Source organism: Campylobacter fetus subsp. fetus, assembly GCF_900475935.1.
Lineage (GTDB): Bacteria > Campylobacterota > Campylobacteria > Campylobacterales > Campylobacteraceae > Campylobacter > Campylobacter fetus.
This window is the reverse complement of the sequence record NZ_LS483431.1, coordinates 526,255-546,433: the sequence shown is the minus strand read 5'-3', so window position 1 is coordinate 546,433 and position 20,179 is coordinate 526,255. Positions and strand designations below refer to the sequence as shown.

At 33.4% G+C, this 20,179-nt stretch carries 20 protein-coding genes; 6 read left to right on the top strand and 14 right to left on the bottom strand.

The window, feature by feature from the left end; translation table 11 throughout:
• The first annotated feature begins 2 nt into the window (after nt 1-2).
• The gene (locus tag DQN38_RS02710; RefSeq protein ID WP_002848914.1) at nt 3-353 is read left to right on the top strand and encodes a hypothetical protein; all 351 of its coding nucleotides are present in this window, start codon (nt 3-5) and stop codon (nt 351-353) included.
• On the opposite strand, the gene DQN38_RS02705 is transcribed toward DQN38_RS02710, so the two are convergent.
• The 6 genes from DQN38_RS02705 to DQN38_RS02680 are packed head-to-tail and all read right to left on the bottom strand — an operon-like array spanning nt 350 to nt 7,482.
• Entirely contained in the window at nt 350-829 is a 480-nt protein-coding gene (locus DQN38_RS02705) for a DUF4149 domain-containing protein (RefSeq protein WP_002848912.1), read from the bottom strand. The two genes, DQN38_RS02710 and DQN38_RS02705, sit on opposite strands and share 4 nt — an antisense overlap.
• 10 nt (nt 830-839) lie before the next feature.
• Nucleotides 840-1,625, bottom strand: a complete 786-nt coding sequence (gene prmC, locus DQN38_RS02700; protein ID WP_065843768.1) for a peptide chain release factor N(5)-glutamine methyltransferase — start codon at nt 1,623-1,625, stop codon at nt 840-842.
• Nucleotides 1,612-2,811: a M48 family metallopeptidase gene (locus DQN38_RS02695; protein WP_065843769.1), complete on the bottom strand. Its 1,200-nt coding sequence runs from the start codon at nt 2,809-2,811 to the stop codon at nt 1,612-1,614. Before DQN38_RS02695 ends, prmC begins: the two co-directional genes overlap by 14 nt.
• A 48-nt stretch (nt 2,812-2,859) precedes the next feature.
• The gene (locus DQN38_RS02690; RefSeq protein WP_002848901.1) at nt 2,860-4,236 is read right to left on the bottom strand and encodes a sodium-dependent transporter; all 1,377 of its coding nucleotides are present in this window, start codon (nt 4,234-4,236) and stop codon (nt 2,860-2,862) included.
• Nucleotides 4,237-4,245: 9 nt separating this feature from the next.
• Nucleotides 4,246-6,180: a ribosomal protection-like ABC-F family protein gene (abc-f, locus tag DQN38_RS02685; protein ID WP_011731861.1), complete on the bottom strand. Its 1,935-nt coding sequence runs from the start codon at nt 6,178-6,180 to the stop codon at nt 4,246-4,248.
• Between the two features lie 3 nt (nt 6,181-6,183).
• Complete coding sequence (locus DQN38_RS02680) at nt 6,184-7,482, bottom strand: MFS transporter (RefSeq protein ID WP_002848899.1); 1,299 nt, start codon at nt 7,480-7,482, stop codon at nt 6,184-6,186.
• A gap of 201 nt (nt 7,483-7,683) precedes the next feature.
• Between DQN38_RS02680 and DQN38_RS02675 the strand changes: the two genes are divergently transcribed.
• The 5 genes from DQN38_RS02675 (at nt 7,684) to gltS (ending at nt 12,439) form a co-directional block, all read left to right on the top strand.
• Nucleotides 7,684-8,352 (top strand): response regulator transcription factor, encoded by a 669-nt coding sequence (locus DQN38_RS02675; RefSeq protein ID WP_002848897.1) that lies wholly within the window; start codon nt 7,684-7,686, stop codon nt 8,350-8,352.
• Nucleotides 8,346-9,218: a sensor histidine kinase gene (locus DQN38_RS02670; RefSeq protein WP_002848895.1), complete on the top strand. Its 873-nt coding sequence runs from the start codon at nt 8,346-8,348 to the stop codon at nt 9,216-9,218. Before DQN38_RS02675 ends, DQN38_RS02670 begins: the two co-directional genes overlap by 7 nt.
• Nucleotides 9,215-10,537: an MATE family efflux transporter gene (locus DQN38_RS02665; protein ID WP_259459120.1), complete on the top strand. Its 1,323-nt coding sequence runs from the start codon at nt 9,215-9,217 to the stop codon at nt 10,535-10,537. The genes DQN38_RS02670 and DQN38_RS02665 overlap by 4 nt, the downstream gene beginning before the upstream one ends.
• Nucleotides 10,513-11,133 (top strand): M48 family metallopeptidase, encoded by a 621-nt coding sequence (locus tag DQN38_RS02660; protein WP_002848890.1) that lies wholly within the window; start codon nt 10,513-10,515, stop codon nt 11,131-11,133. The genes DQN38_RS02665 and DQN38_RS02660 overlap by 25 nt, the downstream gene beginning before the upstream one ends.
• A 91-nt stretch (nt 11,134-11,224) precedes the next feature.
• Nucleotides 11,225-12,439, top strand: coding sequence for a sodium/glutamate symporter (gltS, locus tag DQN38_RS02655; RefSeq protein ID WP_002848889.1), 1,215 nt, complete (start codon nt 11,225-11,227; stop codon nt 12,437-12,439).
• Between the two features lie 38 nt (nt 12,440-12,477).
• Here gltS and DQN38_RS02650 read toward each other — a convergent pair whose 3' ends face one another.
• The 8 genes from DQN38_RS02650 to DQN38_RS02615 form a co-directional block, all read right to left on the bottom strand.
• Complete coding sequence (locus DQN38_RS02650) at nt 12,478-13,347, bottom strand: carbon-nitrogen hydrolase (protein ID WP_002848887.1); 870 nt, start codon at nt 13,345-13,347, stop codon at nt 12,478-12,480.
• Entirely contained in the window at nt 13,344-14,219 is an 876-nt protein-coding gene (locus DQN38_RS02645) for a cation diffusion facilitator family transporter (protein WP_002848886.1), read from the bottom strand. The genes DQN38_RS02650 and DQN38_RS02645 overlap by 4 nt, the downstream gene beginning before the upstream one ends.
• A complete protein-coding gene (locus DQN38_RS02640; protein ID WP_065843770.1) occupies nt 14,216-15,187 on the bottom strand; it encodes an agmatine deiminase family protein in 972 nt (323 codons plus the stop codon). Before DQN38_RS02640 ends, DQN38_RS02645 begins: the two co-directional genes overlap by 4 nt.
• Before the next feature lie 71 nt (nt 15,188-15,258).
• On the bottom strand, nt 15,259-15,756 hold the full coding sequence (locus tag DQN38_RS02635; RefSeq protein WP_065843771.1) for a TlpA family protein disulfide reductase: 498 nt from the start codon (nt 15,754-15,756) through the stop codon (nt 15,259-15,261).
• Nucleotides 15,753-16,415, bottom strand: coding sequence for an ABC transporter ATP-binding protein (locus DQN38_RS02630; protein WP_065843772.1), 663 nt, complete (start codon nt 16,413-16,415; stop codon nt 15,753-15,755). The genes DQN38_RS02635 and DQN38_RS02630 overlap by 4 nt, the downstream gene beginning before the upstream one ends.
• Before the next feature lie 2 nt (nt 16,416-16,417).
• A complete protein-coding gene (locus DQN38_RS02625) occupies nt 16,418-17,548 on the bottom strand; it encodes an ABC transporter permease (RefSeq protein ID WP_002848871.1) in 1,131 nt (376 codons plus the stop codon).
• The gene (locus tag DQN38_RS02620; protein ID WP_111738168.1) at nt 17,535-18,779 is read right to left on the bottom strand and encodes an ABC transporter permease; all 1,245 of its coding nucleotides are present in this window, start codon (nt 18,777-18,779) and stop codon (nt 17,535-17,537) included. The genes DQN38_RS02625 and DQN38_RS02620 overlap by 14 nt, the downstream gene beginning before the upstream one ends.
• 4 nt (nt 18,780-18,783) lie before the next feature.
• Nucleotides 18,784-20,148, bottom strand: a complete 1,365-nt coding sequence (locus tag DQN38_RS02615) for a Fe-S-containing protein (protein ID WP_065843774.1) — start codon at nt 20,146-20,148, stop codon at nt 18,784-18,786.
• Between the last annotated feature and the right edge of the window lie 31 nt (nt 20,149-20,179).

Below are 20,179 nucleotides of genomic sequence, written 5' to 3'. Positions count from 1 at the left end.
AAATGCGTATAAATACAAATTTAGCAAACAACTATCAAATTTCAAACGAAAATCGATCTAACATAAAGCTCTCTTTAAAAAACGAAAAAGAGATGACAACTAAAAACGTAAGCAGTACGACAAGCGATGAAAAAGAGGAGAGTACAACACAAAAACTCCAAAAACAGATAACAAAACTCAAAAATCAATTAATGAAAATAGAACAACAAATTTCGCAAATGCAAAATAGCAATAATCCGTATTCAAAAGATATGCTCCAATCATTAAATTCTCAAAAAGCAAGTCTGATGTCGAGGATACAAATAACTCTAGCTCAAATGTTAGAAGCTACAAAAGCAGCCTCTTCTAGCTAACGCTTAGAGTATGCTCTCATAAAAAACAGCAGAGCTTGAGCTAGCATCATTATTTTCATTACAACTTCGCTTACCTTATGAACACTTGCAAATGCCGCTGTTTGAGTAGCCTCGGCCCCCATATTTTGTGCATTTACTATATAATCCGTGAAGTAAAAAACAAATGAAGCACCTAATATAACATTTATCAAGCTCAACATAAAAGTACTAAATTTGAAGTTAAATACCTCGTCTTTATTTTTTATTAAATTTATAATCTCATAGATTACGCAAAATGCGCATACGATAAGCAACAAGATATTATACTTCAAAAAAACCTGAGTCATCAGCTGCCCACTTTGAAAGTGAGTAAGAACTCCCTCGCCTATATATTTTGTCGGAAAAAATACTATTGGAGCCAAAAAAGCCCCGATAGCAATCTCCACGCCTATGCAAATTCCAAGCAAAAATAGATATAAATCTTTTATTCTTTTCATTGTTTCTCCTTTATCTATAAGCTACAAATCCTCTATCAAATCCAGCCAAATCTTTATAAAACTCAAATTTAAAACCTGCTTTTTCAAGTTCATTTGATAAACTTGCTTTTTGGTCATATCCCATTTCGCAAACTAAAAATTTTGTTCTATCTTTTGCCAAATTTACTATTTTTTTAAGTATTTCGTCACCTTTTTCACCACCAAAAAGAGCTTGAGACGGTTCGCTCATGACCCATTTATCGAGTTTATAATCCTTTGCTATATATGGTGGATTTGAAACTATTATATCAAAATCACCCTCCACTCCATCTAAAAAAGACGTATTAAAAAGTTCTATCTGTACTCCAAATTTAGATATATTTTTCCTGGCATATTTTAGAGCATCTTCGCTGATATCAGTAGCTGTAAATTTACAGTTTTTTAGTATTTTAGCAAGACTAATACTTATCACTCCGCTACCTATGCCTATTTCGCATATACTTATATTTTCTAAATTTTTAGCAATACTCGCTACCTTTTCCACAAGTATTTCAGTCTCGTAACGCGGTACTAAAACTCCTCTTCCGACCTCAAACTCGTAATCTAAAAAATCACAAGATCTAGTTATATACTGCAAAGGCTCACCGTTTTTATATCTATCTAGTAGTATTAAAAACTCATCTACGAAATCTAACTTATCTTCTTTGTGTAAAAATATCCATTCTCTATCTTTTTTAAGGTGAAAACCCATCAGGCTAAAAGCTAAATTCGAACCTCCGAGCTCTTTTGCTCTTTGTAAAGCATCAGCTATTTTCAAGCTTTGTTATCCTCTCGTAAAGACTAGGATGCGAATGATAAACAAAGCTATAAACTGGATGAGAGATAGGAAAAGCTTTGTTTTCATTGCCTAATTTCTTAAGAGCTTGTATCATATCGTTTTTTGTAGTAGCTGACGCACCGAATTCATCCGCACCGAATTCATGAGACCTTGAAAATGCCGACATAATCGGCTCAAAAAACGCAGATACTATAGGAGAATACAAAAATAAAAATATAAAAAAGCTTCCGCCGCCGCTGTTTAGCCCAAGTGATGAATAAATAGAGTTTGGTATATTTCCAAATATAGCAAAAAGTAAAAATAACACTACGAACATAAGCGCTATATTTTTAAGAAGATCTTTATGCTTAAAATGCCCTAACTCATGTCCTAAAACCGCTATAATCTCATTTTGAGTTAATTTTTCTATCAAAGTATCAAATAAAACAACTCTTTTCGTGGCTCCAAATCCGCCGAAATATGCGTTTAAACGCTTATCTCTTTTGCTAGCATCTATCACAAAAACTCCACTACTTTTAAAACCGCATTTTGTAAGAAGCGAACCAATAGCCGATTTTAACTCTTCGTTTGCAAGCGGTGTTACTTTATTAAATATCGGAGCGATGATAGTAGGATATATTAAATTTATAAGCAAAATAATAGCAAAACTAAGTCCAAAAGCCCATATCCACCAGCTATTTCCAAGCCACTCAAAACATAGTAGTATAAGCCAAGACACCAATCCTCCAAAAATAACTATCATAATAAACGACTTTAGAGTATCAACAATAAATATCTTCCACGTGATATTTGAAAAACCGAGTTTCTTATCTTTTACAAATGAACTATACGCATCAAACGGAAGCTGTAAAATAGCGCTAGTAAGCAAAAAAACTACTACCAACAGCGTATTTTCAAATATACTGCCATTCGGAGCTATCATATTTTGCAAAAAAGAAGCACCCCAAATAGACCAGATAATTAACAAAATAGCCGAATATACGGTATTTGATATACTAAATTTCTGATTTATAATAGCAACTTTTGCTGCTTGTTTATAATCAGTCTCGCTTAATACTACTGCTTGTTTTTTACTATTAATATTTATAAAATTTATCTCTATTAGACTAAGAGTTATCTTGTAAATAGTATAAATCAGATAAGCGCCTATCAAAAATTCTAGCATGAAAAACCTCTTTTAAATTTTAATAAATATTATCATAGTTTAGTAAATTTACTTTATAAAATTATCATAAAAACTGCTTACAAATACGATTAAAATCAAAAACGGTATAATGTATTTTATATAAAAAAACCAGATATCGACTACTTTTTTATGGCTGCTTGTACCATAACAAATCTCTTTTTTTGCTTCATCTTTTAATACCCAACCAACAAAAATCGCACACAAAAGAGATGTAAGCACAAAAAATATAGTAGCGCTTATAGCGTCATACGCATCAAATATATTTTTACCAAAAATGCTAAATTCAGAAAGAATATTCGTAGCCATAAGAGATGGTATATTGCCAAGTATAAAGATAAAACTAAGAACAAATACGATAGCTTTTATGCGTTGAATTTTAAATTTTTCCTCTAAAACGGTTATTAAAACTTCATAAATAGGTAAAGACGTAGTAAGAGCGGCTATCATAAGCAAACTAAAAAACGCTATAGCAAAAACCTCTCCTGCAAACATATGGGAAAATACTATAGGAAGACTTTTAAACACAAGGCTAGGTCCGCTATCAGGAGATACTCCAAATGTAAATAGAGACGGAAATATCATAAATCCGGCAATAATTGCTATAACCGTATTTAACACTCCGGTGATAACTGAAGTTTTAATCAAATCTTCATCTTTTCTTACAAAGCTAGAAAGAGTTATCATAACTCCAAAGCCAAGTGAAAGCGCAAAAAATACTTGCCCCAAAACATCTATAAAAAGTTTAGTGTTGATTTTACTAAAATCAGGCGTTAAATAAAACCGAACTCCTTCTAGAGCGCCGTCTAAAGTTAAGTTTCTAATAACCATACAAATCATCAATAAAAATAGAATAGGCATTAGATATTTAGCCGCATTTTCTATACCGGCAACAGCGCCTCTTGCTAAAATAACATAGTTTATCAGTACAAAAATAATAGTAGCTATACTGATAGCAAAGGGTGCGTTGATGATATTTTTATCATAAAACTCAGCCGTAGTAATGGCATCTGTCACGCTACTTAAATTTAAATTACCTACTAAGATATTAAAAATATAATTAAGTACCCATCCGCCAATAACCATATAATAAGCCATAATTCCAAAAGCGCCGCAAAGCCCCATCCAACCTACTATTTTCCATGCTTTATGTATCTTTTTACCATTTGCCGTGCCTCCAAAGGCATCTACGGAGTTGATATGTAGTCTTCTACCAATAGCATTTTCTACTAAAATCATAGGAATTCCTATAACTATCATAGCTATACAAAAAGTTATAACATAAGCACCGCCGCCATTTTGTCCGACCAAATAAGGAAATCTCCAAGTCGCACCAAAACCAACAGTAGCACCCGCAACCGCTAAAATATACGTAAGCCTAGAACTCCACGTCTGTCTATCATTCACTTTTTATCCTTAATTTAGAGCAGAAAGCTCAAGCACTTCAAAATACTCATTTTCAAGCGAATTTAGCTCGCCTTTTTTCTCTTCTAACTCTTCAAATAACGTTTGAAGTCCTACTTTTTGATAAATTTCAGGAGTAGAAAGAGCATGATTTAACTCTTTTATCCTAGTTTCAAGAGCTTCGATTAAATTTGGATAAGTTTGTAGAATTTGATTTTGTTTATATGAGAGTTTTACAGGAGCTGTTTTTTGCTTTTCTTTGCTTTGTTCACTACTCAGCGAAAGCTCTTTTTCTATATCGTTTAACTGTTCTAATTCATCTTCTATATCCAGATATTCGCTATACTCCATATAAATTTGTTCTATTTTGCCGTTTTCATAAGCCCACAATTTATTTGTAATCTTATCTATAAAATACCTATCATGACTAACTATCAAAATAGCTCCTTCAAAGCTAAGTAGATACTCTTCTAAAATATTGATAGTAGCTATATCAAGATCGTTTGTAGGCTCATCAAGTATTAAACAGTCGTACTCTTTTGTAAATAAAAGAGCTAATGCAAGGCGATTTTTTTCACCTCCGCTTAAAACAGAAACTGGTTTATCTAAAAACTCTTTTGGGAACAAAAAGTTTTTTAAATATCCGTAAACATGATAATTTCTACCTCGAACCATTATATGATCGCCACCGTTTGGACAAAATAGTTCAATCAAAGACTTATCGTCATCTATACCGCGTCTTGTTTGATCAAAATAGCCTATTTTAATCTCACCGCGCTCTATGATGCCAGTATCAGACTCAAGCTCTCCGAGTAAAATTTTAAGCAAGGTTGATTTTCCGCTGCCGTTTCTACCGACTATGCCTATTCTCTCGCCTTGCAATACTCTAGCATTAAAATCTTTAAATAATATTTTATTATCTATGCTTTTTGATAGATTTTTACATTCGAAAAGCATTTTTTTTCTATTTTGATTTATTCCGCCTTGATTAAAACTTTTTGTAGCACGCTCTAACTCTAATTTTACACGCCTTATAAGACTTGGATTTTTCTTTGCTTCTTCTCTCATGGAAAGAACTCTTTGCTTTCTTCCTTCATTTCTTTTGAGTCTAGCTTTTACTCCGCGTCTTAGCCACTCTTCTTCGCTTTTTAACTGTTTTATAAGTGTTTCGTGAGTTTTGGCTAAAGATTTTAAAATTTCTTCTTTTTTTGTTAAATAATTCGCATATCCGCCTTCAAAATTTCTCAAACCTCCATCTTCTATCTCTACTGAACGAGTAGCAAGGCGATCTATAAAATAACGATCATGGCTTATAAATACGATGGTTTGGTTTGAACTTAAAAGCAGCTCTTCTAAAAATCTAACCATATAAACATCAAGATGGTTAGTTGGCTCATCAAGTAAAAGAACATCTGGTTTTTTAAGTATCAAAGCGCCCAAAGCTACGCGCCTTATCTCGCCTCCGCTAAGACTATTTATAGGGCGATTTTCATACTCTCTAAGTACAAAACTATCTAAAATTCGCTCAATTTTATTTTCTATGTTCCAACCATCTTTGCTCTCTATAAATTTAACCAGCTCATCTTGTTTAGATAACAAGTCTTTATTATCTGGTTCATCAGATATCAAATTTAAAACATTCTCATACTCGCTTCTAGCGTCAAATATCTCTTTCAATTCACTATTTAAAGCATCTTTAACGCTAAGCCCATCGCTAAATTTTGGAGCTTGAGAGAGCATCTGGATAGATAAATTATTTTGAGTGATGATCCTACCTTTATCTATTTCATAAGCGCCGCAAAGTATCTTCATAAGAGTGCTTTTACCGCCGCCATTTTTGCCTATAATGGCTATTCGCTCTTTTTCATTTACGCTAAAACTAGCGTCTTTTAATATCTCTTTATCGCCAAATCTTTTACTTACTTCTATTAGATCTATTAGTGCCATGATTTAGCCTTTATTTATATCTTCTCTAAATTTGATAAACCATAACGCACATAGTACGGATACGACACCTAAAATAACCATATAATACCCAAGATACATAGGATTAAACCTATGAACCATAGCTACAGCAAACGGCGGAGTAAATCCTCCAGCAATAGCATAAGCTATATTGTAAGAAAATGATATTCCGCTAAATCTAATTTTATTTGGAAAAAGTGCGGTCATAAAAAATGGAGCTCCGCAAGGTCCGATAGCGCCAAAAAAACCGGCTATCAGATACGCAGATAAAACCGCATTAAAGCTTCCGCCGTTATATAATATATAAAAATACGCAAAAACAGACACTATAAATATAGCCGAAAATAAAATAGTAGTCTTGCTAACTCCAAATTTATCACAGGCGCTACCGTAGATAAAACATCCCGCACACATAAATACTATACACGCCATCTGCATATATATAGTAGTTAATCTGCCTACTTCTAAACCGCTAGCTTTGAACGCTTCTGGCATAAAGTTTGGCATCAAAAGTATCATTACGACTATGCAACCGGTCAAAACCCAGCTTACGAACATCGACATAATGCTATCTATTTTATGCTTTTTAAAAACTGTTTTTATAGGCATTTTATCTATATCGTTTAACTCCTGCATTTTTTTAAATATAGGAGTTTCACTAAGATAAGTTCTAAGATAAATAGAAATTATCCCAAAAATTCCTCCTATTATAAATGGTACGCGCCACATTCCGCCTTGTATAGCATCATCGCTCCAGATATTTTTTACTATCATAGTTACGATACTTCCAAGAAGTATCCCGGCAACTACTGCTGAAGTAAGAACTCCTATACTAAAATATAAATTTTGCTTTGGAGCATGCTCGCTTATAAAAACCCAAGCCCCAGGAAGCTCACCGCCTATAGCGATACCTTGGAATAAACGAACCAATATCAAAAACACGGGAGCAGCGTAACCGATACTTTCAAAAGTAGGCATAAGACCTAAAGCAAAAGTAGGTATAACCATAAGCAAAATAGAGAGCATAAACATATTTTTACGTCCGTTTTTATCGCCAAAATGAGCCATAATTATCCCACCAAGAGGTCTAGCAAGATAACCAGCAGCAAATGTACCATAAGTATTTAATAAAGCCCAAAACGGATCAAGAGTGGGAGGAAAAAATAGATGAGAGATATAAGAAGCAAAAAATACGAATATGATAAAATCATAAAACTCAAGCATACCGCCAAGCGACGAAAGGCTTAGAATTTTTAGATCATCCCTACTAAATCCCCTTGACATAAACTTTCCCTTAATACCAGAATTTTAAGTTGTCAATTATACATAAAGTTTTATAAGTGTTTGATTAAATGGCTGATAAATCGTAACTTTAATCTACTTGAATTTAAAATATTTTTTAAATTTAAAAAATTATACTATTTTTTAAATTTAGATATATTTTGTATGGTAAAAGTTTAATAATATTTTGATAAAATATACTTTATGAATCAAAATATTAGCGCAAATATAATTGTCATAGACGACGAAATAGATCTTTGTGAGCTTTTGGAATACAATTTAAATAGAGCTGGATTTAACGTAACGACCTTTTTAGACACAAAACGAGTTGAGCAGTTTTTAGACGAAGAAGATACAGATCTTCTTATCGTGGATAGAAATTTAAACGGCATAGAAGGATCTAAATTTGTAGCGTCTCTAAGAGCAAAAGGATATAATGAACCAGTTATTTTTCTAACCGCAAAAAGCTCAAACAAAGACAAATTAGACGGTTTTGATAGCGGTGGCGATGATTATATAACAAAACCCTTTGAGATAAATGAACTCATTGCTAGGATAAATGCTCTTCTTAAGCGCTCGAATAAAACGGCGTCCATTTATAAATTTAAAAACATAATTCTAAATTTAAAAACAAACGAAGTAAAAGTAGACGGAAAGACAAAAGAACTTACGAAACTTGAGTTTTGCTTGCTTTATGAGTTTATGAAAAATAGAAATATCTTGCTTACTAGAGACTATTTTTTAGAAGAAATTTGGAAAGAAAACGCCAACGATAAAACTATAAATATCGCCATTAAGCGTCTTCGCTCAAAGCTAGAAGATGCAGGAGAATATATAAAATCAGTTCGCGGCGAAGGCTACAAACTTTGCTAAAAATACAAGCTTTATACGCTGTTTTTATAGCGCTATTTCTGTTTTGTTTTTGGCTAGTACTTGGCGTGGAATTCATAGATAAAATTTATATAGTAATCACGGTAAGCCTTTTTTTATCGATAATTTTAATATATATATCATACGAACTTTCTATGTATAAAACAAGACAGATAAAAGAACTTCTTAATAAAAAAGATAAGAAATTAAAAAAACAATCTGTTAAAATCAGGTTAAAAAATACACAGCTAGAAAATCTGCTAAGCGGCATAAGTCATGAGTTTAAAAATCCGATTTCAGTTATCAAAATGTCTGCTCAAACAATACTTGATGATGATGTAAGCAAAGAGATAAGAATTAAATTTATAAACAAAATAATATCAAATAGCGATAGATTAAACAACATATTAAACAAGCTAAGAATAGTATTTGGCGGCGATATTACCCCGAATTTAAGCGTATTTGACGCAAGAAAACTTTGCAAAGAAGCGATAAGCAATCTAGAACAAAAATACCCAGATCAAAAAATCAAAATAATAGGAGAAAAATCCCTAAAAGCAGATTATGATATGATATATCAAGTAGTTTTAAATTTATGCGAAAACGCTCTTAAATACTCAAAAAAAGATGTAGAAATACTGCTAAATGAATCCGGAATTTTCATAAAAGACGCAGGAGAGGGAATAGAAGAAGCCGAACTAAAGCTGATATTAAAAAAATTTTACAAATCACAAGACTACGACTGGAACAGTTCGCTTGGGCTTGGACTTTACATCGTTAAACTCATTTTGAAACTTCATAATTTTGAACTCATAGTAAGTTCGCAAAAATGTGTAGGCTCGACTTTTGGCTTTAAGGATAAAGAGTGAAAGAACTAAATTTAACGAGATTGGCAGCTCCGATATTTTTCGATATGCTACTTCGTACTTTAACTCTTATTATAAATACGATTATGGTAGCAAAAGTAGATGTAAATTTAGTAGGAGCTATGGGAGCCGGAAATCAAATTTTCAACCTTTTTGTAACCGTTTTTAGCTTTCTTAGCGTAGGCTGTAGCGTAGTAGTAGCACAAAGTTTAGGAGCAAGAAAAATAAACTTAGCAACAAGAGCCATTCATATCAGCCTTAGTTTTAACGGTATTTTAGGGCTTATATGTGCCGCATTTATATTTTTAAACACGCACAAAGCCTTAGAACTTCTGCAAATTCCAGTAGGAGTCATAGAAGATAGTTTCAAATACCTTCATATACTATCTTTAGCACTGTTTTTAGAAGCCCTTGGTATAGTCATAGCTGCAATTGTAAGAGTGAAAAATTATGCATTTGCTATAATGCTTATATCCGTATTTATGAACATTTTAACTATCTTTGGAAATGCTATAGCGCTTTTTGGACTATTCGGGCTTCCGAATTTTGGATTAAGCGGAGTTGCTATATCTACTATATTTGCTAGAGGCGTGGGAATTATACTTTTAATGTATGTTTTAGTAAAAATAGCCAAAGTGCATATATTTTTTGGATTATTTTTTAAATTTAGTTTAGATATACTTTCCAAAATCTTAAAAGTAGGACTGCCTAGCGCCGGAGAAAATTTGCTTTGGATAGGTCAATATATGGTAGCGTTTAGTTTTGTAGCAAGCATGGGGGAAACGAGCCTTAGTGTACAAACCATATATTTTCAGATGTCTATGTTTATATTTTTAGCCGCTACATCAATAAGTCTTGCAAACGAGATAATAATAGGTCATTTAGTAGGAGCTTGCGAGTTTGACAAAGCTTATAAAAGAGCTTTTAAAAGCTTGAAAATCGGGGCGCTCATTACTTGGATAGTGCTTTTTATATTTTATTTGAGCCGTGAGGAGATAATGAATAGTTTAAATTTAACCGAGGAGCTAAAATCCATAATGCGGCCTCTTTTCACGCTTTCTTTAGTGCTTGAAAGCGGCAGAACATTTAATATTATAATGGTAAATTCGCTAAGAGCTAGCGGAGATGCCAGGTTTCCATTTATAATGGGAGCACTTTTTATGTGGGGAGTTTCACTTCCTATAGGATACTATCTTGGTATAATTTTAGAATATGGAATAATCGGTGTTTGGATAGGATTTTGCGTAGATGAATGGGCAAGAGCTTTTGCAAATACTCTGCGCTGGAGAAGTAAAAAATGGCAACTAAAACGTCTAGTTTGAAATTTGGTAAATTTGATGTGACTATAAACTATAAACCTGTAAAATATCTACGTCTAAAAGTCGCTCCAAACGGCGATATAAGTATATCCGCTCCTTTTTTTACCTCGAAAACAAATATCTTAAATTTGCTTAGTAAAAACGAAAATTGGTTAGAAAATACTCTTGCAAAGATAAAACCCAAAGACGACAAAATCAAATTTTTAGGAAATGCTTATGAACTTAAATTTGATGAAAATATCAAAGAAGTTTTAGTTTTAGGCACTCAAATTTTAGCTCCTTGTAAAGCACAGTTCGATAAATTTCTACGCTTAAAAGCCAAAGAGATATTTCAAAAATACATAGAATTTTATCAACCAAAAATATCCAAAAAAGTAACTCACGTAAGCATTAAAAAAATGACTTCTCGCTGGGGCAGTTGCAACTCCAAAAAAGGCTATATAAACTTAAATTTAAATTTAATAACAAAAGATGAACGCTTTATCGAGTACGTCGTACTTCACGAGATGACACACCTACTCTATCCGCATCATCAAAAGAGTTTTTACGATTTTATAGAAAATCTAATGCCCGATTTTAGGGCTAGAGAGAGACTTTGATATTTTTTGGAGTGATTTTTTGTATTTTTATTAAAATATTTCTGGCATAATTATTATATATAAATAAAATTATAATAAAAAAGGAATATCAATGCAAACTATAAATATAGATTCGTACTCCACATTAGTAGTTATGGTTTTAGTGCTGCTTCTTGGCTCTTTTGTGATAAAAAGAGTAAAGTTTTTGCAAGACTATAATATACCAGAACCTGTTGTAGGCGGTATTATAGCGGCTGTATTGTTTTTGTGCTTATATGTTTTTGCAAATATACATTTAGCTTTTGATTCATCTCTCAAAGATCCTTTGATGCTGGCGTTTTTCTCAAGCATAGGGCTTTTGGCTGATTTTGCATCCCTTAAAAAAGGAGGAGTAAAACTCGTTATATTTTTATTTATTATAAGCGGATTACTAATTTTGCAAAACGCAGTCGGCATAGGAGTGGCCTTAGGTCTTGGAGAAAATCCTCTTATAGGACTGCTTGGAGGATCTATAACTATGAGCGGCGGTCACGGTACTGGCGGAGCTTGGGCGAACGAGTTCATAAAAGCGCCTTATAACTTTAGTGCAGCATATGAAGTAGCAATGGCAAGCGCTACGTTTGGACTTATAGCAGGAGGTGTTATAGGAGGTCCTGTGGCTAAATTTCTTATAACTAAATACAAGCTAAAAACACCAGATACAAATGTGGAAGACAAATCCGCTATTTTAAATTTTGAACAGCCCGGAAAAGAAAAGCTCATCACTCAGCAATCTTTTATAGAGTCTTTAGCACTTATATCTTTATGTCTGTTGATAGGAAACTTCGTATCAGATTACGTAAAAACGCTAAACGTGAATTTTACTCTACCTACGTTTGTATACTGTTTATTCATGGGAGTTATCCTTAGAAATTTACTTCAAGCATTTAAAATTCATGAAGTCTTTGACAGAGAAGTATCCGTTATAGGGAATGTTAGCCTATCTCTATTTTTGGCATATGCTCTTATGAGTATAAATCTTTGGCAGCTCGTGTCTTTAGCGCTTCCTATCGTTACTATACTTATCTCTCAAGTTGCACTTATGGTATTTTATGCTATTTTTATAACTTTTAGATTTTGCGGACGAGACTATGATGCTGCGGTTTTGGCTGCTGGACACTGTGGATTTGGCTTAGGAGCGACTCCAACAGCAATGGTAAATATGCAAACAGTCACAAATCACTACGGTATGAGCCATATGGCATTTATCATAGTTCCGCTTTGTGGAGCATTTTTCATAGATTTAGTTAATGCTCTTATTATCAATGGATTTTTACTATTTTTTTGAATTAGTAAACTGAGTTACTTAGATAACTCAGTTTATAATTAATCTATAAATCGTTTTAAAAGTCCTTCATACGCGTCTATTCTTCTATCTCGTAAAAACGGCCACCATCTTCTTACTTGCTCACATCTTTTTATATCTATATCAACTATATCGGCAAGCTCATCTGTGCTATTTGAACGAAACAATTCCTCTCCTTGAGGTCCAAAAACAAAACTATTTCCCCAAAATCTAATACCGCCATTGCCATCTGGAGCAGCTTCAAAACCTACTCTATTAACAGTAACTACTGGTAGTCCATTTGCTACTGAATGTCCTCTTTGTACAGCAACCCATGCTTCTAATTGTCTGGATTTTTCGTCTTCACTATCGCCATCAAACCAACCTATAGCCGTTGGATATATAAGTATCTGAGCTCCTTTTAGCGCCATAAGTCTAGCAGCCTCTGGATACCACTGATCCCAACAAACCAAAACTCCGAGTCTGCCTATGCTAGTATCTATAGGCTCAAACCCAAGGTCTCCTGGAGCAAAATAGAACTTTTCATAAAAATTCGGATCATCTGGAATATGCATTTTTCTATATTTTCCGGCTATTCTTCCATCATTATCAAACACAACAGAAGTATTATGATACAGTCCTGCTGAGCGCTTTTCAAACAAAGAAGTAACTAAAACTATTTTAAACTCATGGGCCACCTCAGCCCAATAAGCTATATCGCTTTCAAAGTCATTTGCCAACTCAAAACTATCAACGCTTTCATCTTGACAAAAATAACTGCCTTGATGAAGCTCTTCAAGCACGATAAGCTCTGCACCCTTGTTGGCTGCTTCTTCTATAAGTTTTGTAGTACGTTTTATCGTATCTGGTTTATTTCCATAAAATTTATGTGCTACTAATGCTACTTTCACAACTCCTCCTTATCTCTATCGTCTTCAGTATCAAAATGCATATCAAAAACCCATTTATGTCTATTAAATTTAGATCTTATTTCACTTTCTATATCGTCTGCTACTGAGTGCGCTTTACTAAGAGATATGCTAGGATCAAATACCAAATGTACGCTAAAATAGTACTTTTCTCCGCTTATACGACTTTTTAGATAATGATAACTTTTTACTTCGTGTTTTAAATTTATAATATCTATTATCTCACTTACCATACTTTCAGGCAGCGCTCCATCAAGTAAGATATAAACGCCCTCTTTTAGCAACTTAAACGCACTAAAAACTATATAAACGCTAATACCAATACCAAAAAGAGCGTCTATAATATCATATCCGCTAAGCCATATAGCAAACAAAGCCGCTAAAATAGCCGCATTTGTCACAAGATCTGTTTGATAATGAAGCGCGTCGGCTTTTATTATTAAATTTCCGGTTTTTTTATACTCGCGCTGCAAGTAAAACACCAAAGCTCCAGTAAGGATAATAGATATAATCATAACTATCATACCTGCGCCGACTTCGATTGATTTTTCTGGATTTATTATTTTCGTTACACTTGAATAACAGATAAAAATGCCTATCCCTATGATAAAAGCACCTTCAAAAAGAGCCACTAAAGCCTCTATTTTGCCATAACCAAAATTAAATTTAGAGTTTGGATCAGAATTTGATTTTCTAAGCGCAAAATAGTTCAAAGCCGATACAAGGCAGTCTAAAAGCGAATCTATAGCGGAGCTCAAAACAGCCATAGAACCGCTAGCCAAACCTATAGCAAACTTTATGATAGCCAATACTACGGCTACGCTTCCTGCTACTACTGGAGGATATACTCTCATCTATCTCCCTTAAATCTATTTTGACTAGAGCAGTGTAGACTGCCGTTTTGCCTGATAAATACCGTGCTATCCACTCCTATTATATCTAAATTTAAAACTTGCTTAAGCGTACTTAAAGCAAGCTCATCGCTTTTTTTATCACCGTAAGTAGGAACTATAAGAGCGCCATTGACAAATATAAAATTACAATAAGTAGCTCCGAGCCTGCGTCCCTCGAACATAACAGGCTTTGGAAGCTCAAGAGGAACTAGATTAAACCCTGTTTTTTTAAGCTCATTTTCCATTTCTTTAAGAGGCAAATAATGTTCATCGTTTTTATCTGTGCAAGATGCGTAAGCTATAGTATCTTTTGATATAAATCTAGCAAGAGTATCGATATGGCTATCAGTGTCATCGCCTTTTATAAAACCGTGTTCTAACCAGATAATTTTTTTTAGCCCAAAAAGCTCTTTTAGTCTGATTTCAAGCTCATTTTTACTAAGCGAGTTTCTATTATCATTTAAAAGGCAGTTGGTTGTAGTTAGAAGTACACCATCACCGTTAAACTCTATGCTGCCGCCCTCTAAAATAAGCGGAATGCTTACAAGCTCGCCTTTTAAATGCGAAAAGAGTTTCTTATTGACGTCATTATCTAAAGAACTTTCAAATTTACCGCCCCATGCATTAAATTTGAAATCATAACTAATGGTTTTCAAACCGCATTTTACATCAATAGCACCGTAATCTCTTATCCAAGTATCATTTGTCAAGACTTCTAAAAACTCTACATTTTTAAATTTAGAAAATCTATCAAAGTCGCTTTTTTGAGGCGCTATAAGAAGTAATTTTTGATAACTGCTAACAGCGCTTATCAACTCTTCATAGCTAGTTAAAATATCATTTAAATAAGGCTTCCAGTCGCTATTAGAATGCGGGATACTAAGCATCAATAGCTCTTGCTCATCCCATTCGGCGTAAGTTTGTATCATAATGCCACCTTTGAAACTCTAAATTAGAAGTTTGCAAGGATAGCATATAACCATTTAATATTTTATAAAACCTAGTTTAAAAGTAGTTTTAGTTCGTTTTCAAGAGCGGATTTAGGATATAAGCCTAAAAATTGTTTAGATATTTTTCCATTTTTATCAAAAACGTAAGTAACCGGCGTTCCCATAATTCCTCCAACGATATTTGAAAAATAATCTACGGATTTTTTAGTTGATACACTCATAAACTCAACGCCTTTATCTTTTAAAGCCATCATATCGCCATCAAACCCGAGAGAATTTCCCATAACTCCTATAACTTTTATCTTTGAACCATACTCTTTTACAAGTTCATTTAAAGCCGGTACTTGAGCCGTGCAAGCTCCACACATAGTAGTGAAGAAAAATAGTATATAAGGTTCGTTCCAATTTGCTATTTTAAGCTCTTTGAGAGCCGGATCGTAAATAGTGTCAAATCCGTCTTTATCATTTAAAGCCATATGATGTTTAAGTCCGCTTCCGCATCCTGCTAAAATCAGTGCAAATACCGCCACAAAAACTATATTTTTCATTGTAATTTCTCTATTCTATCAAGTTTTCCATGTTTTAGATATACTACTTTATCTGCATATCTGCCAAGCTCTTCATTGTGAGTGATGAGCAGTAGAGTTTTACCGTCATTTTTAAGCTCTTTAAAAAGCTCTAAAACTATTTTTTCATTTGCCTCGTCTAAATTTCCCGTCGGTTCATCGGCTATTATTATATCTGGATCATTTATAAGAGCCCTTGCTATGCAAACTCTTTGTTGCTCTCCGCCGCTAAGCTCACTTGGTTTGTGCGCGATTCTATGAGCAAGTCCGACTTTTTCTAAAGCTTTTTTAGCACTAGCTTTATCTATGCAGCTGTGATAATACTGACTTAACATTACGTTTTGGATAGCACTTAGATAAGGTATAAGATGAAACTGCTGAAACACAAGCCCTATTTTCTTACGTCTAAACTCCAAAATTTGATCATCATTTAGATGGCTTGCATTTTCACCGCCTAATATCAGTTCGCCGCAAGTAGGACTATCCATAAGACTAAGTATATTTACAAGCGTACTTTTACCGCTTCCGCTTGGCCCCATTATACTGATCCATTCACCTTTATTTACACTAAAATTTATATCATCAAGTGCTTTAACTTCGTTGAAATACTTACTTATATTTTTTAAATTTAAAACTTCCACTTCTACTCCCTTAACAAGTCTGCAAGATTTTGATTTAACGCTTTTTTGACAGGATAATAACTAGCGATAAATGCAAAAACAAGACTTAAAATAACAGAAACAACAAGACTAACAAACCTAAAATCAACTCCGCTAGAAAATATCAAATTACCAAGAAAAATAGCCAACAAATAGCCGACTAAAGCTCCTAAAAACGATCCAGCAATGCTAATAACCAAAATTTCGGAAAATATTATTTTTAAAACATCTCTTTTGCTAGCTCCGATAGCCCTTATAAGCGCAAATTCTTTGATTTTCGATAGCAAAATAGAGCTTAAACTAGTATTTATACAAACCGATGTTATAAACAAAATAGTAACTCCTATAAGAGCCATCAAAAGCTTTATTTTATCTAATATCTGACCTTGAGCCTTTGAAACTTTGCTGATAACTTCAAATTTAAACTCGCTAGTACTAAGAGATGAGCAAAGAGATTTTATACTATCGTAACTACCGCTTATAGCGGCTTCGGCGTAGTTTATTAAATTTGGTTTATCTAAAATTTCTTGAGCCAAGCTCAAAGATATAAGAAGCAAAGAGTCCTCTTTTTGCCCATCATAAACGATACCTTTTATCCTAACTTTATAAACTTCATTTGAGTTTGGAGAGCTGATTTCTATGATATCACCGACTTTAACGCCTGTTAGTTTTGCTAGATCCTCACCTATAAGTGCATTTTTATCATCAAAATCAATATTTATAAACTCGCCGCTTTTTATATCTAAAAACGGCATAATTTCTTTTAAATTCGAGAAATTAACGCCCATTATAACCGCTCTTGTAACGCCTATATTTACACTACCAAAAAGGTATTCGTTTTTAGCTTTTAACTCTTTAATGCCGCTTAGTTTTGCATCTAAATCAGCCATTTTTATATATCCGTTTTCTAAGCTTAACGGACTTATGATAACATTTGGACCATAGCTATTTAACTCGCTAGTAACTTTTTTGTCTATATCTGCATATATATTTATAAAAGCTGCACAAACAGCACTTCCAAGCAAAATAGAGATAAATATCACAAAACTTCTAACTGCGCTATTTGCTATACTTTTAAATATAATTTTTCTAAAAAACGCTCTATTTTCTACCATATAACACCTCGGCTGGAAGTAAATTTATAACACTTCTTAATGGAAGTATTCCGCCTAAAATACAAATAAGCATTCCAAAAACAATGCTGATAGGCAGCACCATAAAACTAACTCCGATAAAACTTCCAAATATTTGATAAGCTATAATGAAGCTTAAAGCATATCCAGCCAAACTTCCAAGTAAAGAAGCGGCTATACAAACTATAAAAACTTCGGCTGCAAACTGAGCATAGATGATAAACCCGCTTGCTCCAAGTGCTTTTAACAGACCGATCTCTTTTTTGCGCCTATGAATTTCGCTACTCATTAAACTCGTAATAGCTATACTTGATACGATAAGCGATATCACGCTCACGACTCCCATTAAATTTTGAATCTTTTTTGTAATGCCACTTTGAGCTTCGCTAACACTTAAAACAGCCTTTGCAGAAGCATTTGGATACTCTTCGCTGATCTGATAAGCTATAGAACTAACATAAGCGGAGCAGTACCATTTATCGTAAGCAACGCTATCAAGACTCTCAAGATCCCTCCTAGCCTTCAACGAAAGATCATTTTCTGGTATCGTCATAGCGGCGACTTCGGCTTTGTTTATCAAATTTGGCTTATTCGCGATATTTTGAGCTAGTTTAAGACTCGTAACTAGTTTCGCACTCTCGTCTTGAGCTCCTTTTAAAACTCCAACGACTTTTACGATATAGTTATTTAAATTTAAAACATCTCCGACTTTAAGACCTAACTTTTCTCCTGCTAAAACCTCATCTAAGCTATCATCAATCGGATATCTTCCATCAACTATCCAAAACGGATATAAACTTTCTACGCCGCTTCTAAAGTCCGGCTCTCCTTCTACATTTGCATCTTTGCTAAAGTAAGTACCAACTATATCGTAATTACCGGCTTTAGCGGCTAAAAACGGTGCAAACGCTGTTATATTATTTCTCCAAAATATCTCTTTTATCTTGTGTAAATCACTCTCTTTTAGATAATCCTCATTTTTCAAAGGAGAGTAGTTTTTGCCTGCTATTTCTATATTTAAGCTATCTGATTTTGGAAGTACTACAATGTTTGAACCATAACTTCTTAACTCTTTTGCTACTTCATCTCCTATTTTTAAAGTTATATTCAGCATGCAAGATATCAATGAAACAGACAAAAATATAGTTATAAAAGCTAGGATTTTACTCTCTTTAGACCCTGTTATAGAAGATTTTATCAAATTTAAAAACATTTATTCACTCCTTTAATTCGCCAGAAGTAGTAACGTAATTTTCCGGATTTTCTTCAAACAGCATTTGATTATCATGGTTTTCAAAAAAATACGTCCTTCCGTAATAAATATAATTGAACTTAGAGCTATTTGAAATCTCTTTTTTACTAACTGGATCAACAACCTTTTTTTCGACAATTTTGCTAAAAAATGTTGCACCTTTTTGTATCTCTTGCAAACCTATAGTAACGTTTTTGCCGTCGTATTTATAATCAAAGGGTATAGGATTGCAGCCTCCTGCTTTACCTACGCTAGGAAGAAATATTCTTACATTGCAACTAATACATATAAGATTATCGCCGCTTTTTATATATCCCATATCGCCACATATCGCGCACGCATCAAAAACAGCAACAGGAGCTAATTTATCTTTAAATCTATTTATAAGAAAAAACCTAACTTCATGTCCGTCATCGGTGATATAAGCATATCTATGGAGTTTTCCATCAAGCAAAGCTGCAGCGTCGAATTTAAACTCGCCGTTTATCGGCTCTACTATAATAGGAGTACTTATAGAAGGCGGTCTTGAAGATACTAATATATAAAATAAACTAAAACATACTATAATCGCTCCAAGCAGCCATGCAAAAAAAGCATTTCTAAATCCCTGCGTTCTAGCGGCATTTATGATTCTAAACTCAACAATATCTTTATAAAGGGCTTTTTTAGGAAGCTTACTTAAACTAAAAAGAGCTAAAATAGCTAAAAATAGTGAAAATACAATAGGTAAAAAACTATCGAAATAAACTATTTTTGCGACCACCGAAAGAGTATTGGAGTAAGTAGGAACGGTTCCGTTTTGCATTAAGCCAAGAGTTAAAAATCCAGCTCTATCCACTATCAAAATCACAGTGCTAAAAATAGCAAAAAACAGCCTAACAGACTTACAAACTAGACTTAAAACAGATCTTAAAATAAAATATGCAAGCAGTAAAACCACAAGAGCAAAACAGATCAAAAATAGATTGCTAAGACTCAAACTATCTAAAATTTCACCGGCAAAAATAGTGAAATTCATACTTATATAACGGTAATCAAATCCGTATCCGACTGCGAGTAAAAAGACGGTTAAAGATACAACATAACTATTTTTAAATTTAAAACAAAATAAAAATAAAACTAGAGCCACCAAACAAAGCGTATCAAAAAACAATTTTACATCATCTGCGATAATAGCAAATTTAGTTATCCCAAATAGTATAAAACCGACGAAAATACCGACAACAGCTGGTAAAAATATATTTTTAATATGCTCTTTTACATCTAAAAATGAGATTATAAAACTAAACCCAAATAGAGCCAAAACAACTTGATAAAAGAAAATTGCCATCATAGCACCTTTTTAAATTTAAAAAATCACT

What these genes read in the sequence shown, in the direction of transcription:
- DQN38_RS02710 (WP_002848914.1), top strand. Translation starts at nt 3, where the DNA reads ATGCGTATAAATACAAATTTAGCAAACAACTATCAAATTTCAAACGAA.
- DQN38_RS02705 (WP_002848912.1), bottom strand. Translation starts at nt 829, where the DNA reads ATGAAAAGAATAAAAGATTTATATCTATTTTTGCTTGGAATTTGCATA.
- DQN38_RS02695 (WP_065843769.1), bottom strand. Translation starts at nt 2,811, where the DNA reads ATGCTAGAATTTTTGATAGGCGCTTATCTGATTTATACTATTTACAAG.
- abc-f (WP_011731861.1), bottom strand. Translation starts at nt 6,180, where the DNA reads ATGGCACTAATAGATCTAATAGAAGTAAGTAAAAGATTTGGCGATAAA.
- DQN38_RS02680 (WP_002848899.1), bottom strand. Translation starts at nt 7,482, where the DNA reads ATGTCAAGGGGATTTAGTAGGGATGATCTAAAAATTCTAAGCCTTTCG.
- DQN38_RS02675 (WP_002848897.1), top strand. Translation starts at nt 7,684, where the DNA reads ATGAATCAAAATATTAGCGCAAATATAATTGTCATAGACGACGAAATA.
- DQN38_RS02660 (WP_002848890.1), top strand. Translation starts at nt 10,513, where the DNA reads ATGGCAACTAAAACGTCTAGTTTGAAATTTGGTAAATTTGATGTGACT.
- gltS (WP_002848889.1), top strand. Translation starts at nt 11,225, where the DNA reads ATGCAAACTATAAATATAGATTCGTACTCCACATTAGTAGTTATGGTT.
- DQN38_RS02645 (WP_002848886.1), bottom strand. Translation starts at nt 14,219, where the DNA reads ATGAGAGTATATCCTCCAGTAGTAGCAGGAAGCGTAGCCGTAGTATTG.
- DQN38_RS02640 (WP_065843770.1), bottom strand. Translation starts at nt 15,187, where the DNA reads ATGATACAAACTTACGCCGAATGGGATGAGCAAGAGCTATTGATGCTT.
- DQN38_RS02635 (WP_065843771.1), bottom strand. Translation starts at nt 15,756, where the DNA reads ATGAAAAATATAGTTTTTGTGGCGGTATTTGCACTGATTTTAGCAGGA.
- DQN38_RS02625 (WP_002848871.1), bottom strand. Translation starts at nt 17,548, where the DNA reads ATGGTAGAAAATAGAGCGTTTTTTAGAAAAATTATATTTAAAAGTATA.
- DQN38_RS02620 (WP_111738168.1), bottom strand. Translation starts at nt 18,779, where the DNA reads ATGTTTTTAAATTTGATAAAATCTTCTATAACAGGGTCTAAAGAGAGT.
- DQN38_RS02615 (WP_065843774.1), bottom strand. Translation starts at nt 20,148, where the DNA reads ATGGCAATTTTCTTTTATCAAGTTGTTTTGGCTCTATTTGGGTTTAGT.